The following is a 16,912-nucleotide window of genomic DNA, read 5'->3' as shown; positions in this document are numbered from 1 at the left end:
TGATGAGACTCCGCATCCTCGGCGCCGTGGCGTTGATCGTCTCCGCCGCCGTGCACGGCTACCTGTGGTTCGACGGCGTGCGCAACCAGTCCGTCGGGCCGATGTTCCTGGTCAACGTGGTGGCGGGTGTGGTCATCGCCATCCTGCTGGTGCGCTGGGACAGCTGGATCCCGGCGTTCCTCACGCTCGGCTTCGGCGCAGCGACGCTCGGCGCGTTCATCATCGCCTCGACGGTGGGTCTGCTCGGCGTCCACACGGAGTGGAAGGGCGTCGCCGTCTTCACCGCGGCCGCCTCCGAGATCGTCTGCATCGTCGTGGGCGCCACCCTGTTGCTACGGGCCCGGGCGTTCGCCACCGGCATGGCCCCGACCCAGGCGACAACCCGGGCGACGACGCGCGGTCGCCACGCGTCCTGACGCCGTCGGCCGCCGTCGGTGCGGTCCGGGCGGTCTCGCGCGCGTCAGACGGCAGGCAGCAGCAGCCGGACGCTCGTGCCGCGCCCGAGCTCGGAGTCGACGTGGATGCGGCCACCGTGCCGCGTCACCACCCGCTGGGCGATGCTGAGACCCAGCCCGGTTCCGGGCACCTTGAGGCTGTCGGGGTTGGTGCCGCGGAAGAACTCGGTGAACAGGCTCGCCTGGTCCTCCGGCGAGATGCCGAGACCGTCGTCGGCGCACTCGAGCACGACACGGTCGCGTCGGCTCGCGACCGACACCGCCACCGAACCACCCCGCGGCGTGAACTTCACGGCGTTGCTCACGAGGTTCTGCACGACGCGCTCGAGGTCGCCGGCGCTGCCGCGCACGAGCGGCAGCTCGGGCTCGAGGTCGAAGGTGAGGGTGACGTCCTGGTGGTCGGCCCGCGGGCGGAACATGTCGACGACGTCGCGCGACACGACCCCAAGGTCGACATCTGCCTCCGGCAGCGCCCGGTCGGGGTCGCTGACGCGAGACAGCGTCAGCAGGTCGTCGACGAGGTGCTGCAGCCGCTGGGTGTTGCGTTCGATGACGCCCAGCGACCAGTCCGGGTTGCTGTCGGGCTCCTGCCGCAGCAGCTCGACGTGCCCGACGATCGAGGCGAGCGGGTTCTTCAGCTCGTGCGACACCGTCGAGAACAGCTGGGTCTTGCTGCGGTCGGACTCGCGCAGCTCGGCCGCGACGCGGCGTTCGGCGGCATACAGGCGGGCGTTGCGGATGGCCCGGCCGAGGTCGCGGCCGATCTCGAGGGCGGCAGCCGCCTCGGCCTCCGTCCACTCGGGGTCGGAGGGCCCGCGCGTGCAGGCGATGTAGCCGAAACAGGCCGTCCCGGACCCGATCGGCGCGACGAGGATCGAGCGTGCCCGCGCGTCGCGCAGGAACACCTGCACCTCGGCGAGGTCACCGGCGCGCCACATGAGGTCGGGGTCACCGCTCCCGTCCTTCTGGACCACGGCGACCCCGCCCGTACGCCACCGGCGGGTCGCGATGTCACGGGCGATCGCGACGAGCGAGACGGGGGTGCGCACCGGGCCGCCGCTGCGGGCCGCGACGCTCTCGCGCTCGTCGTCGTTCTCACCGGCGAAGACCCGCATCCAGAGCCCTGCGGTGGCGAGGCCGGCGGCGATCGGGTCGGAGGCGACGTCGAGCACCTTGGCCGGGTCGAGGTCCTCCTGCGCGATGCGCGCCACCGTCTGCACAGCCTCGACGAGCCGGACCCGCTCGGAGAGCGCGTTGCGCTGCCGCGCAGCCGAGATCGCGATGCCGGTCTGGTGCGCGAAGAGCTCGATGACGGCGCGCTGGGTCACGTCGGGGCGACGTCCGCTGAGTGGCAGGTCGACCGACAGGATGCCGAGGAGGTTGCCGACGGCGTCGAAGAACGGGGCGATGAGGGTGTCCTCGGGACTCCAGGCATCGGGGTCGTCGGCCGGCGCCGTCCAGTCGGAGGCGACCCAGCCGTCCTCGGAGCCAGCGGGCAGGTGCCCGGCGGGGACGAACCGCAGGCTGCCCCACCGCTCGGCCACCGCGAACTCCGCCTCGAGGTTGATCCGGGGAGTACGCCGCCCCATCAGCTCGGTGCGCGCATCGTCGTCGCCTGCCACGGCGACGACCTCGACGTCACCCGACGGGATGACCAGGCTGATCGCGGCGACCTTGAAGCCGACGACGTCGGCCGCGCCCTCGACGACCATCTCGAACAGGCTCGACAGGTCGTCCTGCGCACTGACCCGGTTCATCAGGTCGGTGAGTCGCCCGAGCGCTCGCACCTCCCACGTCACGCCGTCGCGCACCCCGGTCCCCTGGCCTTCCGCTCGTGTGTCCGCTTCTGTGCGGCTCTCATCTCGGCCCGTCCGTCCGTCGGGCGCGCTTCGTCAGGAATCATCCTTCTGGTCACGATATGTCCCACCCGCACGCAACAGGGCCGGTCCGTCCGAATTCACCTCTGGAGCCGACCTTGGCAGCGACACGATGAAGGTGGCGCCGTGCTCGGGCTCGGACTCCACCCGGACGGTGCCGCCGTGGCCCTCGGCGATGGCCCGCACGATCGACAGGCCGAGCCCGGGGCCCTGGATCGCCCTCTCGTTGGCGGCGTTGGAGCGGAAGAACCGCGCGAAGATCCGTTCGTGGTCTGCGGCCGGGATGCCCATGCCGGAGTCTGCGACGACCAGGTGCACCATGTTCGGCTCCTGCTCGTCGGGCTGCAGGTCGAGGCTGACCCGGCCCCCGTCGGGCGTGAACTTGACCGCATTGGACAGCAGGTTGGTCACCATGCGCTCGAGCGCCACGGGGTCGCCCTCGATCCAGACCGGTTGCTCCGCGACGTCCACGCGACGCACGAGGTCGCGCTGCGCCGTCACGGTGTTGACCGACGTCCACGCGCTCGCCACGACGTCGGAGAGGTCGCAGCGTCGCACGTCGAGCTGCAGGCGACCGGCCTCGATGCGGGAGTTGAGGAGCAGGTCCTCGATGAGCGAGAGCAGCCGCCGCCCGTTGCGGTCGACGCGCGAGACGAGCTCGAGCTGGCGATCGGTCAACGGACCTGCCGCACCGTCCTCGAGCATCTCGACGTAGCCGAGCACGCTGGCCAGTGGCGTACGCAGCTCGTGGCTGACGGCCGAGACGAAGTCGGACTTCGTGCGGTCGAGCGCGGTCAGCTCCTCCACGGCCTGGCGCTCGCGGCCGAGCGCGACCTGGAGGGCGACCTCGGCCTGCCTGCGGCGGGTCACGTCCTCGGCGACGGCGAGGTAGCCGGTGAGGTGCCCGCCCGCGCCGCGGATGCCGCTCATGGTGAGGGACATCGTGCGGCGCGTGCCGTCCTTGCGCACGCAGGTCCAGTCGCGGGTCTCGGCGGGCGCGCCTTCCCTGACGAGGTGCACGAGGACGTCGAAGCCGGGCTCGACCCCGAGCTCGGCCGCGCGACGTGCGACCTCGTCGGGGTCATGGAGCAGGGGCCAGTCGCGCCGACCCACCACGTCGGTCGCCTGCCAGCCGAGGACGTTCTCGGCACCGCGGTTGAACAGGGTGACGACGCCGTCGAGGTCCATCCCGATGATGGCCGTGGCCGTCGCCGCCTCGAGCACCGCCTCGACGAAGGTGCGGGCGGCTCGCTCGTCCGTCACGTCGGCGCCGGTCTTGACGAGGTGGGTGCGGCGGCCGCTGTCGTCCGTGAGGTACGCGTTGGTCCACACGAGGCGGCGCACACCGAGGCCCTCGACGTGCCAGTCGTGCTCCTCGGTGAGGGGGGCCTGGCCGCTGGCGATGCCGGCCATCGTCCTCACCACCCGGTCGCGGTCGGCCACGGGGAAGACGTCGGCAGCCAGCCGACCCACCAGGGCCTCCTCCGAGTCGCCCATGAGCCGCGCAGCGGTGGCGTTGAGCCGTGCGACCGTGCCGGTGCAGTCGACGACGACGATGGCGCTCGCGGCGGTGTCGAGGACGACACGGCTGAGCTCCGCCTCGTCGCGCAGCTCGGCCAGGGCGTTCCGGCGCTGGGTCGAGGCGACGGCCAGGGAGAGGGCGGTGACGGCTGCAGTGGCGAGGAAGGCCTGGGTGAGGGCGCCCACCGTCTCGGGGCGGATGCCCCCCGTGACGGCCGCGGCCGCGAACGGGCCACCCCCGAGACTCGTCATGACGACGGCGGTCACGCCGATGACGAGCAGCTGCACCGCCACGGTGCGCTGGCCGAGTCGCAGCGCGCCCCAGACGAGCACCGGGATGGGCAGGAAGGCGAGGGGAAGCTGCTGACCGGCGTGGAAGACCCAGACGGTCACCCCCACGACGGTGGCCCACTGAACGAGGTCCTCGACCCCGAGCGGCTGCGGCCGGCGGGCACGCGCGGCCAGCCCGATGGGCGCCAGCACGAGCACCGCCGCGGCGTGCGACGCCGTGACGGCGGACACCGTCGAGAGGAAGGGCCCACCCAGACCGACGCGCACGATGAGCCCGGCGAGGATCCCGAACACGAGGGCTCCCGCGAGGGTGGCCGCGAGCAGTCGCCAGAGGTCCTCCATCGAGGCCAGCGTGGGACGGCGTACGGATCGGGTGAGCAGGCCGTGGACGACGGCGGCCTCGGCTGCGTTCGCGACTCCGAAGCAGAGCGCGACGAGCGGGGGCCGCCCGCCGTAGTAGTTGGCGGCCCCGCTGGAGACGAGCACGCCGACCAGGAAGAGGTACGCGCGTCGGTCACGTCCGGTCGCGAGCAGGAACGAGACCGCGAGCCCGGCCGCCGGCCACCAGACCGCCACGGTCGACCCGGGCGGGGCGAAGCGCACCGCGGTGGCGCCGAGCACGAAGACGCCGACCAGCGCGAGCAGGGCCCAGGCCCACCAGTTCCAGCGGGCCGTTCCCCGCCACGTCACCTGGCGGCCCCTGACGGGCTCGGCCGCGCTGATCCGCGTGCCCCTGCCATCTGCGCGGACCTCATTGGCCCATTCTGTCGCAGACACCCGCGCAATCCGACAAAAGGGACGTATCGCGCCGTGTCGTGGTCGCAGGCCCTTACCACCCCGACTGCATGGCCGAGCGTTGCGGAGCCGGCACGCGGGTGAGCTGGAGGAAGCCGTGGGGCAGCTCCTGCCGCTCGATGCCACGACGGAGCATGCCGGAGGCTGCCGCGAGGGCCACGTCCTTGCCCACGAACGCCGGGTCGGTGCAGATGAAGTCCCGGCCCTTCCAGCGGATGGTGCACCCGCCCGCGTGCCGCACGTTGCGAACCCAGTCGGTGCCCCGGCCCCACGGCAACGCGATGAGGAAGGTCGTCTGCGTCGCGACCACGGCGACCGGGGTCCGGTAGGGCCTTCCACTCTTGCGGCCGGTGTGCCGGAGCACGGCCCAGAGCGGGAGGAACCGGTGCCCCGCGAGGCGCACGGCCACCTTGTTGAACTGCTTGGCACTTGCGGGCGGGCCTGCCATGCCTCCAGCATGCGCGCGAGCGAGATCAGGTGGAAGGTCAGCCCAGGTGCCCGCGCACCGACGCGTGGCCCCGAAGCAGGTTGCGGGCGATGGTGCGGCGCTGGATCTCGTCGGTGCCCTCGTAGATCCGCAGCAGCCGCAGCTCGCGGTACCAGCGCTCGACCGGCAGCTCCCGCGTGTAGCCCATGCCGCCGTGCATCTGGAGCACACGGTCGACGATCTCGTTGGCCTTGACGCCACCGAAGAGCTTGGCCATCGACTGCGACTGCCGCGAGTCGAGGCCCCTGTCGACCTGCCAGGCGGCGGTGAGCACGAGCCAGCGCAGCGCCTCGATCTCGACGGCGGAGTCGGCGACCATCCACTGGATCGCCTGCCGGTGCGCGATGGGCTCGCCGAACGTGACGCGGTTGCGGGCGTGCTCCATGCCCATCTCGACGAGCCGCTCACAGGCGCCGAGCGCGCGGGCCGGCAGCATGTAGCGCCCCTTGCCGATCCATCGCATGGCGAGCTCGAAGCCCTTGCCCTCCTCGCCGAGGATCGCCGAGTGGGGCACGCGCACGTCCTCGAACACGAGGGCGGCGGGGCCCCACTCGCCCATCGTGTCGATCGGCCGGCTCTCCCAGCCGCGGTCGCGGTCGACGAGGAAGCACGTCACGCCACCGTCGGCCCCCTTCTCCTTGTCGGTGACGGCGAAGACCATGACGAAGTCGGCCTCGTGCCCACCCGTGATGAACGTCTTCTCGCCGTTGATGACCCACTCGTCGCCCTCGCGCCGGGCGCTCGTGCGGATGGCTCGCGCGTCGGACCCGGCGCCGGGCTCGGTGATCGCGAAGCAGGACTTCCGCGTGCCCTCGATCGTCGGCTCGAGGTAGCGCTGCTGCTGCTCCTCGGTCGCGCTGAAGAGGATGTTGTCGGCCTCGCCGGCGAACGTGAAGTGGACGAACGACCGGCCCAGCTCGATCTCGATGAGAGCCGCGACGACCGCGCCCTGCCCCATGCCGCCGTGGCTCTCGGGGGTCTGGATGCCGAAGAAGCCCGATGCCTTCGCCTTGTCCTGCAAGGCTTTCAGCTCATCCGCAGTGATCCCGCGCTCGTGTCGCCGCTCCCGCTCGAGCACCAGCTGCTCGAGCGGCATGACCTCCTTGCGCACGAAGGTGCGCACCCAGTCTCGGATCTCGCGCTCCTCGGAGCTGAGGTCGAAGTCCATCAGGCGTGCCTCCTCAGCTCGGCCTTGGCGAGAGCGTTCTTGTGCACCTCGTCGGGGCCGTCGGCGAAGCGCAGGGTGCGGATGCCGGCGAAGGCGGCGGCGAGGTCGGTGTCCTGGCTGAGCCCGGCGGCGCCGTGCGTCTGGATCGCCTTGTCGAGGATCCACTCGACCGTCCTCGGCGTGGCGATCTTGATCGCCTGGATCTCGGTGTGCGCACCCTTGTTGCCGACGGTGTCCATGAGCCAGGCGGTCTTGAGCACGAGAAGACGCAGCTGCTCGACGCGCACCCGCGACTCGGCGATCCAGTCGCGCACGACGCCCTGCTCGGCGATCGGGCGGCCGAAGGCCACGCGCTCGGACGCGCGTCGGCACATCGCCTCGATGGCGACCTCGGCGAGGCCGATGGAGCGCATGCAGTGGTGGATCCGCCCGGGGCCGAGGCGCGCCTGGGCGATCGCGAAGCCGTCACCCTCTCCCCCGACGAGGTTCGAGGCGGGCACACGGACATCGGTGAACCGCAGCTCGGCATGGCCGCCGTGGTCGTGGTCGTCGTAGCCGAACACCTCCATGCCGCGCACGACCTCGAGGCCCGGTGTGTCGCGAGGGACGAGGATCATCGACTGCTGCCGGTGCCGGTCGGCCGTCGGGTCGGTCTTGCCCATCACGATGAGGATCCGGCACTCGGGGTTCATCGCACCGGTGATCCACCACTTGCGACCGTTGATGACGTAGTCGTCACCGTCACGGCGGATCGAGAGCTCGACGTTGGTGGCGTCGCTGCTCGCGACGTCGGGCTCGGTCATCGCGAAGGCGGAGCGGATCTCGCCCCGCAGCAAGGGGTCCAGCCACTCGGCCTGCTGGTCCTCGGTGCCGAACTGGGCGAGCACCTCCATGTTGCCGGTGTCGGGCGCGGCGCAGTTGAGCACCGCGGGCGCGAGGCGGATGCAACGCCCGGTGATCTCGGCGAGCGGGGCGTACTGGAGGTTGGTGAGCCCCGCCCCTCGGTCTCCCGGGAGGAAGACGTTCCACAGGCCGAGGTCGCGGGCCTCGGCCCTGAGGGTCTGCAGCACCGGCACGGTGCTCCACGCCCACCGGTCGTCGAGGGCGGCGACCTGCTCGTCGAAGACCTTGAGGGAGGGCACGATGCGCTCGTCCATGAAGCCGAGCAGCTCCTGCCGCAGCTCCTCGGTCCTGGCGTCGAATCCGAAGTCCATCGTGGCTCAGTCCTCCTCGGCGTGGACGGCCCTGAGCCCCGCGACGACGAGAGGCCCGGTGGCCTCCCCGATGCGCGCGAAGCCCGAGCCGACGGTCTGCCCCTGGGTGTAGCGGTAGTGGATTCCCTCGAGGATCACCGCGAGCTTGAAGTAGGCGAGCCCGAGGTGGAACGACAGGTGCGTGAGGTCGCGACCGCTCGCCGCGGCATACCTCTGGCGCAGCTCGGGCCCCGTGATGAAGCCCGGCGTGCGCGAGACGTCGGAGACGGCGACGCTGTCCATCATGAGCGGGAGCGTCTGGTACGCCTCGAGCAGCGCGACGTCGGTGAGCGGGTCACCGATCGTGGCCATCTCCCAGTCGAGCACGGCGGACACCTCGTCAGCGTCGGTGACGAGCAGGTTGTCGAGCCGGAAGTCGCCGTGCACGATCGCCGGATCACCTTGTGCCGGGACCGATTCCGCAAGGCGTTCGTGCAGCTCGTCGATTCCGGGCAGGGCGCGGCTGCGCGACGCGTCGAGCTGTTGCTTCCACCGGCGCACCTGTCGCTCGAGGAAGCCCTCGGGGCGGCCGAAGTCGCCGAGCCCGACCGACTCCGGGTCGACGGAGTGGAGTGCGACGAGCGTGTCGACCATGCGCTCGCTGATCGCACGCACCCGATCGGGGCCGATCGGGGCGAGCTGTGTGGCGAACCGGTAGGGCGTGCCCGCCACGCGCTCCATGACGTAGAACGGCGCCCCGATGACGTCGGGGTCGGCGCACACCGCATACGTGGTCGGGACCGGGACCGCGGTGTCGCGCAGGGCGGTGATGACCCGGTGCTCGCGACCCATGTCGTGCGCCGTGGCCAGCACGTGGCCCAGCGGAGGGCGGCGCACGATGACGCTCCTGCTGCCGTCGCCGACCTCGTAGGTGAGGTTGGACTTGCCGCCCGCCACGACGCGCCCGGCCAACGGCCCGGTGAGCAGTCCGGGCGCCTCGGTGGCGAGGAACGCGGCGAGCCGCCTGAGGTCGAGCCCGGGCGGGTCGGCGTCGGGTGTCTCGGGGCGGGCGTGCAGGTCCGGGTCGGTCACGTCAGTCCTTCGGGCCGCCGGCCACGTAGACGACCTGACCCGAGACGAACCCGGCGCCCACGCTCACGAGGAACGACGCGGTCGCCGCGATGTCCTCGGGCTGGCCGACGCGACCGACCGGGATCTCCTTGGCCGCCCCCTCGAGGAACTGCTCGAAGGTGATGCCCATGCGCTCGGCCGTCTGGCGGGTCATGTCGGTCGCGATGAAGCCCGGGGCGATGGCGTTCGCGGTGACGCCGAACTTGCCGAGCTCGATGGCCAGTGTCTTGGTGAAGCCCTGGAGGCCCGCCTTCGCGGCGGAGTAGTTGGCCTGGCCCCGGTTGCCGAGGGCGGACGTCGAGCTGAGGTTGACGATACGGCCCCACTTCGCGTCGATCATGTGCTTCTGGGTGGCACGGGTCATGAGGAAGGAGCCGCGCAGGTGGACGTTCATGACGGCGTCCCAGTCGTCGGCGGTCATCTTGAAGAGCATGTTGTCGCGGATGATGCCCGCGTTGTTGACGAGCACCGTCGGGGCACCGAGCTCGGCGGCGACGCGGTCGACGGCGGCCTGCACGCCCTTCTCGTCGGAGACGTCGACGCCAACCGCGAGACCCTTGCCGCCCCCCGCCTCGATCTCGGATACCACGGCAGCACAAGCGGATTCGTCGAGGTCGAGCACCGCGACGGCAAAGCCGTCGGTGGCGAGTCGCCTGGCGACGGCCGCGCCGATGCCGCGCGCGGCACCCGTGACGATGGCGGTGCGCTGGGTGCTGGTCTGGTCGGTCATGCGTTCTCCTGCTGCTGGTGGTGGCCTGGCTGGTCGGTGGGGCTGTCGGGGGTGTACGTGTCGAGCTTCTGCTGGAGCCGGTTCATGCCGGCGAGCCAGGCGTCGGGGTGGGCTGCGCGCTGGGCGTGGTAGTCGCTCACCTCGGGGTGCGGCAGCACGTAGAACGCGTCACCCGACAGCGCACGCCAGGCGGCGTCGGCCACCTCGTCGGCGCTGACGACGTCGTCACGGGTGAGGAGGTCGCGCAGGGCGCCGGAGTGGTCGAGCATCCTGGTCTGCACACCCTGGGGGCAGATCGCCTGCACGACGATGCCGCGGTGCCGGTAGGTCGCGCTCAACCACTCGGCGAAGGCCACGGCCGCATGCTTGCTCACGGAGTAGGGCGCGTCGCCGAGCATCGTGAGCAGCCCAGCGGCAGAGGCGGTCACGACGAGGCGACCCCCGCCGGCCTCGAGCCAGCGCGGCACGAGCACCCGCGCGGCGCGTACGTGGGCGAGCACGTTGGTCTCGAGGGCTCGGGCCCACTCGGCGTCCGAGGCGTCCAGCCCCTGGAGCGTGCCGATGCCCGCGTTGGCGAAGAAGACGTCGAGGTGCCCGAGGTGCCCGTATGCCGTGTCGACGAGATGGCGTACGCCGGCGTCGGTCGACGTGTCGCCGGCGACCGCGGGCGCGCCGGTCTCGGCGGCCACGGCGGCGAGCTCGTCGGCGTCGAGATCGGCGACGACGACCTGCCACCCCTCACGCGCGAGGCGGGTGGCGATGGCTCGGCCGATGCCCCGGGCGGCTCCGGTGACGACGGCGGTGTCGGGCATGCTGCTCCTCGCGATGGACTAAGCGCTTGCTTACCTTGGCGACTCCGAGGCACCCACGTCAAGTGACCACCTCCCACCCCTCAACCGTCGAGAGGCCACTTCTGGCCCGTTTCCTCAGGACGTGACGCGTTGGATGAACGCGACCGCGCGGTCCAGCGCCTCGCGTCCCGCCGGCGTGTCGAGGTCGAGCTGGAACTCATGTCCGAGCCGGGGCTCGTGGTCGTCGGCGAAGACAAGGGTCTCGTGGTCGACCCCGTGCGATCCCAAGGACCGGACCAGGGCCAGTGTGTGCGGCAGCAGGGGGTCCCCGTTGCCCGCCGACACGAAGGTCGGCGGGAAGGCGGGCGTCAGGTTCGGGGGGATCGAGCCCTGCCTGGTGATCGTGTCGTCGCGCCGACGCGGGCCGAGGTACGACCAGATGGCGGTGTCGACGAGCCAGCTGCCGAGCCGCGTGGACCCGCGGGCCAGCGTGAAGTCGTACGCGCCGCAGAAGAGCACGACCCCCCGCAGCGCCTCGGGAGCCAGGTCGACGGCGATCCCCACGCCACGCGCGTACGCCTCGTCGGTGGTGAGCAGCGCCACCTGCGCGGCGATCTGGGCTCCCGCGGAGTCGCCGGCCAGGACGATGCGCGTGGGATCGATGCCGAGCCGGTCGGCGTGGTCGACGACATGGTCGAGGGCCGCGGCCACCTGCCGCACCGGCGTCGGGTAGCGCGACCCGGGGGCGACCGAGTAGTCGACTCCGACCGTCGCGAAGCCCCGGCCGGCGAGCACGCGCAGGTAGTTCGCGACGTCGCCCTTGGAACCGGAGACGAAGGCGCCACCGTGCACCCAGACGACTGCCGGCAGCGGACCGGCTCGCTCGGGACGGAAGACGTCGAGCCGCCCGTCGGGCGAGGAGATGTCGTACGCCTCGTCCAGGTCCTCGACGAGCCCGACGGGCACGTGGCGCTCGAGGGAGGCGCTCGCCCGCGCGGCGCCGCGGTCGAAGACCGCCCGGATGGCCAGGGCGGACGGCCACGGCGTCACCCGGGTCGCGACGGCGAGCAGACCTGCGGCGGCGGCCGCACCCCGCGCGGTGGTTCGCGCCAGGGCGCGTGTCCTGAGCCCGGTGCCGCGCATGGGTCGAATCTAGACCCGACGCGTACGCGGGTGGCCTCTAGACCGCTGCGCGGGGGCCACAGGTGGCCTCTCGATGGTTGGGATGTGGGTGGGAGCGGGCAGGATCTGGGCATGGAGCTCTCCGACGTCGTCGCCACGTCCCATGCCGTCGCCGCGACGTCCTCGCGCACCGCGAAGGTCGAGGCCCTGGCCGCCTGCCTCGCCCGCGCCGCCGCCGACGGCCCGGCCACCGTCGAGGTCGTCACTGCGCACCTGTCGGGCGTGCTCCCCCAGCGCCGCATCGGCGTCAGCTGGCGCGGCCTGCAGGGTCTGCCCGAGCCGGCGGCCACCAGCACCCTCACGGTCCAGGAGGTCGACGCAGCCGCCTCCGCCATCGCCGCCATCGGCGGGTCGGGCTCCGCCGCGGCCCGCACCACCGCCGTGCGCGACCTCTTCGCACGCGCCACCGCCGACGAGCAGCTGTGGCTCCGCGGCCTCATCACGGGCGAGACCCGCCAGGGCGCGGGCGACGGGGTGATGCTCCAGGCCGTCGCCAGGGCGGCCGGGGTTCCCGACGCCGCGGTACGCCGGGCCGTGATGCTCGCCGGCTTCGCCGGCCCTGTCGCGAGCGCCGCCCTGACCGGGGGCGTCGATGCCCTGGAGGCTCTCACCCTCGAGGTGGGCCGGCCGCTGCGGCCGATGCTCGCCGGCTCGGCTCCCGACGTCGCCGCCGCGCTCGCCACGCTGGGAGGCGAGGTGGTCGTCGAGACCAAGCTCGACGGCATACGGCTGCAGGCGCACGTCGACAACCGCACGAGCCCGGGCACCGTGCGCCTCTTCACCCGCACGCTCGACGAGGTGACCGACCGCATGCCCGAGATCACCGAGGCACTGGCCACCCTCGAGGTCGAGACGCTCGTGCTCGACGGCGAGGTGATCGCCCTCGCCGAGGGCGGCCGTCCCCTGCCGTTCCAGGTCACCGGTGCCCGCACCGCGAGCACCGCCGACGTCGACCGCCTTCGCGAGGAGGTGCCGCTCACCCCGTTCTTCTTCGACCTGCTCCACCTCGACGGCGCCGACCTGCTCGACGAGCCCGCCGCCACGCGCTGGGCCCGGCTGGCCGCCACCGTTCCGCCGGCGTGGCTCGTGCCGCGCGAGCTCACCGACGACCCCGTCCGCGCGCACGAGCTCTTCGCCGACCTCGTCGCGGCCGGTCACGAGGGGGTCGTCGTCAAGGACCCCGCCCTGCCGTATGCCGCCGGTCGGCGCGGCCCCGGGTGGGTCAAGGTGAAGCCCCGGCACACCCTCGACCTCGTCGTGCTCGGCGTCGAATGGGGCAGCGGCCGGCGGCGCGGCTGGCTCTCCAACATCCACCTCGGCGCGCGCGACGCCGACACCGGCGAGCTCGTCATGCTCGGCAAGACCTTCAAGGGCATGACCGACGAGATGCTCGCCTGGCAGACCGAGCGGTTCAAGGAGCTCGCGGTCGACCCCGGCGACGTCGAGGCGGGGCGCTCGGGCCAGCCGTGGGGCGTCGTGCCCCTGCGTCCCGAGCAGGTCGTCGAGATCGCGTTCGACGGGGTGCAGCGCTCGAGCCGCTACCCCGGCGGCATGGCGCTGCGCTTCGCCCGGGTCCTGCGCTACCGCGACGACAAGCCGGTCTCCGAGATCGACACCGTCCAGACCGTGCGGTCGCTCGCCGGCTGGTGAGGTGAGGGCCACGAGCGGCGCGTCCTGCGAGGACGCGCCGCTATCTGTTGCCGACCCCACACTCCGTAGGTAAGTTCCGAACGGACGGCAGTATGCGTGAATTGTTCACATTTCATCGGAGGACCCATGTCCATGTCAGACCTGTCCCGTCGCTCGGTGCTCGCGGGCGGACTCGCCACGACGGCCCTGGGCGTGGCCGCCGGCGGAGCCGCCGCCGCCGCGACCCCAGCAGCTGCCTTCCCCGCAGGAGTCTCAGGAGTCTCCGGCGAGGAGGGCTGGATCACCTCGACGCTCAACCGGATGACGTTGGAGGAGAAGGTCGGTCAGCTCTTCATCCAGAACGTCTACGGCAAGGACGCGACGACGCCCGACAGTCGCAACCTCCCCCTCTACGGCGTCGCGAGCCCGGCCGAGGTCGTGCGGAAGTACCACCTCGGCGGCGTCATCTACTTCGCGTGGACCGACAGCGTGCAGAACCCCGACCAGATCGTCAGCCTCTCCAACGGCCTGCAGAAGGCGGCGCTCACCCAGGGGGGCAAGGCGCCCGTGCCCCTGCAGATCGCGATCGACCAGGAGCAGGGCGTCGTCACCCGCATCGGCCCGCCGGCCACCCAGTTCCCAGGTGCGATGGCCCTCGGCGCCGGCGACAGCGACCCCGACGCCCGCACCGCCGCCGCGATCACCGGCCGCGAGCTGCTCGCGATGGGCGTGAACACCAACTTCGCGCCGGTCTGCGACGTCAACGTCAACGCCCTCAACCCCGTCATCGGCACCCGCTCGTTCAGCTCACACCCTGACCTCGCGGCGGAGCTCGCCGCGGCGCAGGTCGCCGGCTACCAGCGCGACGGCGGCGTCTCGTCGTCGGCCAAGCACTTCCCGGGCCACGGCGACACCGCGACCGACAGCCACGTCGCCTTCCCGATCATCACGCACACGCGCGAGCAGTGGCAGACCGTCGACGCCCCGCCGTTCGAGGCGGCCATCCGCGAGGGCATCGACATGATCATGACCGCGCACCTCGCGTTCCCCGCCTTCGACGACTCCGGCGACCCGGCGACGCTGAGCCGCCCGATCCTCACCGGCGTCCTGCGCGAGGAGCTCGGCTACGACGGCGTCATCGTGACCGACTCGCTCGGCATGCAGGGCGTGCGCGACAAGTACGGCGACGCCGAGGTGCCCGTCCGGGCGCTGCTCGCCGGCGCCGACCAGCTGCTCATGAGCCCGGCGATGGACGCGGCGTATGCCGCCGTCCTGGATGCCGTCCGCAGCCACCGCATCCGCCCCGACGAGCTCGACGCCAAGGTACGCCGCGTGCTGCGCCTCAAGCACCGCCGAGGCGTCGTGGCCCAGCCGTACGCCGACCCGGCGCGGGTCGCGTCCGTCGTCGGAATCCCCGCGCACCTCGCCGCCGCCGACGCTGTCACCGACCGCACGACGACGCTCGTCAAGAACGACGCGGGCGCCCTACCGCTCGCTGCGAGCGGCAAGAAGGTCCTCGTCACGGGCTACGGCCTCTCGACGACGGCGACGCTCGCCCGGGCCCTGACGACCAGGGGCGCGACGGTCCAGACGCTCGAGACCGGCACGTCACCCACCGACGCGAAGGTCGCGACGGCCCTGGCCGCTGCCGCCGACAAGGACGTCGTCGTCGTCACGACGATGAAGGCGTGGGACACCTCGGTCACCGACGCGCGTGGCGGCCAGCAGAAGCTCGTCAAGCAGCTGCTCGCGACCGGCAAGACCGTCGTCGTCGTCGCCGTTCGCGACCCGTACGACATCGCCTACTTCACGGCCGCCCCCACCTATCTCGCGACCTACTCGTACAGCCCGGTCGCGATCGAGGCGGCGGCACGGGTCATCACGGGCGACGTGTCGCCAACGGCGTCGCTGCCGGTCGACATCCCCGCCGCGGGCGACCCGTCGACGGTTCTCTTCCCCTTCGGCCACGGGCTGACCTACTGACATGGGCGCCCTGCCCACGGTGGCCGCTGCGACGGTCCTCTCCGTCGCGGCGGCCACCACCTCCACGAGCGCATCGGCCGAGGCGGCAGCCGTTCCGCGCGGCGACCCGACGATGCGCGCGCTCCAGGTCGCCGACACCCTCGCGATCCTCGACCGCGACCCCGAGGGCGCGAACCAGGTGCTGCTCGGCGACTTCAACGCCGAGGGCACCGCACCAGAGCTCGCACCCCTCTGGAACCGCCTGAACGACGCCTGGGCCGTCGCCCCCACCCTCCTCGGCGCGAGCGACCACCGGGCCGTCTCCGCGACCGTGCTTCTCGACCAAGGATCGGAGAGCTCCCGATGACGAACCTCAACCGCAGGCAGCTCCTCACCGCAGGAGCCCTCGGCGCCGTCGCAGTCCCGGCCACAGCGACGGGTTCCGTTGCGGCGCAGGCCGGCCCGGCGGCATACGCCCGGACCTACCCGAGCAACCAGGTCACGACGGGCGCGCAGGCTGCTGCCTCGGCCGGCTGGTCCGCCCTTGCGGGGCAGAAGGTGGGCGTCATCACGAACCCGACCGGCATCCTCACCAACCTGCGCACCGTCGTCGACGAGATGCACGAGTCGGGCGCCGTCGACATCGTCGGCGTCTTCGGCCCCGAGCACGGTTTCCGCGGCACCGCGCAGGCCGGCGACTCCGAGGGCAACCACACCGACCCGCGGACCGGGCTCATGGTCTACGACGCCTACGGTGCCAACGCGGCCAAGATGACGACGCTCTTGCGCACGGCCGGCGTCGAGACCGTCGTCTTCGACATCCAGGACGTCGGCTCGCGGTTCTACACCTACATCTGGACGATGTACACGGCGATGCGCGCGGCCGTCGCCGTCGGGGCCCGCTTCGTCGTGCTCGACCGCCCGAACCCCATCGGCGGCAACGCGGTCGGGCCGATGATGACAACGCCGTGGACCTCGGGCGTCGGCGCCAAGGAGATCGTCCAGGCGCACGGCATGACGGTCGGCGAGCTGGCCCGCTACTTCGACGCCGAGTTCCTCCCCGCCGACGCGGGAGGACGTCTCACCGAGCTGACAGTCATCCAGGTCAAGGGGTGGCGCCGCGACGTGCCGTATGCCGTCACCGGGCTGCCGTGGGTCATGCCGAGTCCCAACATGCCGACCCCCGACACCGCGCTCGTCTACCCCGGCACGGGGATGTTCGAGGGCACCAACCTCTCCGAGGGACGCGGCACGACGCGCCCGTTCGAGCTCATCGGCGCGCCCTACGTGGACTACAGGTGGGCCGAGCGCCTCGCGGCGCTTGGTCTCCCGGGCGTCGGGTTCCGCGAGGCCTACTTCACGCCGACCTTCAGCAAGCACGTCGGCGCGGTCTGCGGCGGCGTGCAGCTGCACGTGACCGACCCGGGGGCCTTCGACCCGATCCGCTCGACCGTCGAGATGCTCGTCGCGGCCAAGGCCCTCTACCGCGACTTCGCGTGGCGTTACGACTCCTACGACCCGGCTCGGCCCTACTGGATCGACAAGCTGACCGGCTCGCAGCGCCTGCGCACGCAGATCTTCGCCGGCGCACCGGCCGACGAGGTGGTCGGGGCGTGGCGCGACGAGCTGGCCGCCTTCGACGCGCGGCGCCAGCAGTACCTCCTCTACCGCGGCCCCTCGCACTGACCTGTCCGCCGGCT

The 16,912-nt window shown here is 72.0% G+C and carries 14 protein-coding genes; 5 read left to right on the top strand and 9 right to left on the bottom strand.

Annotation, left to right across the window (positions count from 1 at the left end; genetic code table 11):
* Nucleotides 1-2 precede the first annotated feature (2 nt).
* Nucleotides 3-416 carry a hypothetical protein gene (locus ACFQ2V_RS08455; protein ID WP_386052230.1) on the top strand — a complete coding sequence of 138 codons (414 nt, stop codon included), beginning with the start codon at nt 3-5 and terminating at the stop codon, nt 414-416.
* 44 nt (nt 417-460) lie between these two features.
* Here ACFQ2V_RS08455 and ACFQ2V_RS08450 read toward each other — a convergent pair whose 3' ends face one another.
* The 9 genes from ACFQ2V_RS08450 to ACFQ2V_RS08410 form a co-directional block, all read right to left on the bottom strand.
* Nucleotides 461-2,266, bottom strand: a complete 1,806-nt coding sequence (locus tag ACFQ2V_RS08450) for an ATP-binding protein (RefSeq protein WP_386052229.1) — start codon at nt 2,264-2,266, stop codon at nt 461-463.
* Nucleotides 2,267-2,347: 81 nt separating this feature from the next.
* The gene (locus ACFQ2V_RS08445; protein ID WP_386052228.1) at nt 2,348-4,834 is read right to left on the bottom strand and encodes a sensor histidine kinase; all 2,487 of its coding nucleotides are present in this window, start codon (nt 4,832-4,834) and stop codon (nt 2,348-2,350) included.
* Nucleotides 4,835-4,973: 139 nt separating this feature from the next.
* Nucleotides 4,974-5,387 carry a nitroreductase family deazaflavin-dependent oxidoreductase gene (locus ACFQ2V_RS08440; protein WP_386052227.1) on the bottom strand — a complete coding sequence of 138 codons (414 nt, stop codon included), beginning with the start codon at nt 5,385-5,387 and terminating at the stop codon, nt 4,974-4,976.
* Nucleotides 5,388-5,424: 37 nt separating this feature from the next.
* Nucleotides 5,425-6,594, bottom strand: a complete 1,170-nt coding sequence (locus ACFQ2V_RS08435) for an acyl-CoA dehydrogenase family protein (RefSeq protein WP_386052226.1) — start codon at nt 6,592-6,594, stop codon at nt 5,425-5,427.
* Nucleotides 6,594-7,808, bottom strand: coding sequence for an acyl-CoA dehydrogenase family protein (locus ACFQ2V_RS08430; RefSeq protein ID WP_386052225.1), 1,215 nt, complete (start codon nt 7,806-7,808; stop codon nt 6,594-6,596). Before ACFQ2V_RS08430 ends, ACFQ2V_RS08435 begins: the two co-directional genes overlap by 1 nt.
* A 6-nt stretch (nt 7,809-7,814) precedes the next feature.
* A complete protein-coding gene (locus tag ACFQ2V_RS08425; protein WP_386052224.1) occupies nt 7,815-8,879 on the bottom strand; it encodes a phosphotransferase family protein in 1,065 nt (354 codons plus the stop codon).
* A 1-nt stretch (nt 8,880) separates the two neighbouring features.
* Nucleotides 8,881-9,648: a 3-oxoacyl-ACP reductase FabG gene (gene fabG / locus ACFQ2V_RS08420; protein ID WP_386052223.1), complete on the bottom strand. Its 768-nt coding sequence runs from the start codon at nt 9,646-9,648 to the stop codon at nt 8,881-8,883.
* On the bottom strand, nt 9,645-10,460 hold the full coding sequence (locus ACFQ2V_RS08415; RefSeq protein WP_386052222.1) for an SDR family oxidoreductase: 816 nt from the start codon (nt 10,458-10,460) through the stop codon (nt 9,645-9,647). The genes fabG and ACFQ2V_RS08415 overlap by 4 nt, the downstream gene beginning before the upstream one ends.
* Nucleotides 10,461-10,574: 114 nt before the next feature.
* Nucleotides 10,575-11,582 carry an alpha/beta hydrolase gene (locus ACFQ2V_RS08410; protein ID WP_386052221.1) on the bottom strand — a complete coding sequence of 336 codons (1,008 nt, stop codon included), beginning with the start codon at nt 11,580-11,582 and terminating at the stop codon, nt 10,575-10,577.
* Between the two features lie 111 nt (nt 11,583-11,693).
* Here ACFQ2V_RS08410 and ACFQ2V_RS08405 point away from each other — a divergent pair, with 111 nt between their 5' ends.
* The 4 genes from ACFQ2V_RS08405 to ACFQ2V_RS08390 all read left to right on the top strand — a co-directional run bounded on the left by ACFQ2V_RS08405 (nt 11,694) and on the right by ACFQ2V_RS08390 (nt 16,898).
* Nucleotides 11,694-13,271, top strand: a complete 1,578-nt coding sequence (locus tag ACFQ2V_RS08405) for an ATP-dependent DNA ligase (protein WP_386052220.1) — start codon at nt 11,694-11,696, stop codon at nt 13,269-13,271.
* Nucleotides 13,272-13,403: 132 nt separating this feature from the next.
* Complete coding sequence (locus ACFQ2V_RS08400) at nt 13,404-15,233, top strand: glycoside hydrolase family 3 protein (RefSeq protein WP_386052219.1); 1,830 nt, start codon at nt 13,404-13,406, stop codon at nt 15,231-15,233.
* 1 nt (nt 15,234) lies between these two features.
* Entirely contained in the window at nt 15,235-15,579 is a 345-nt protein-coding gene (locus tag ACFQ2V_RS08395) for a hypothetical protein (RefSeq protein WP_386052218.1), read from the top strand.
* Complete coding sequence (locus tag ACFQ2V_RS08390) at nt 15,576-16,898, top strand: exo-beta-N-acetylmuramidase NamZ family protein (protein WP_386052217.1); 1,323 nt, start codon at nt 15,576-15,578, stop codon at nt 16,896-16,898. Before ACFQ2V_RS08395 ends, ACFQ2V_RS08390 begins: the two co-directional genes overlap by 4 nt.
* Nucleotides 16,899-16,912: the final 14 nt, after the last annotated feature.

Source organism: Terrabacter terrigena, from assembly GCF_042676085.1.
In the GTDB taxonomy this organism is placed as follows: domain Bacteria; phylum Actinomycetota; class Actinomycetes; order Actinomycetales; family Dermatophilaceae; genus Terrabacter; species Terrabacter terrigena.
This window is presented reverse-complemented; position numbering and strand designations above follow the sequence as displayed.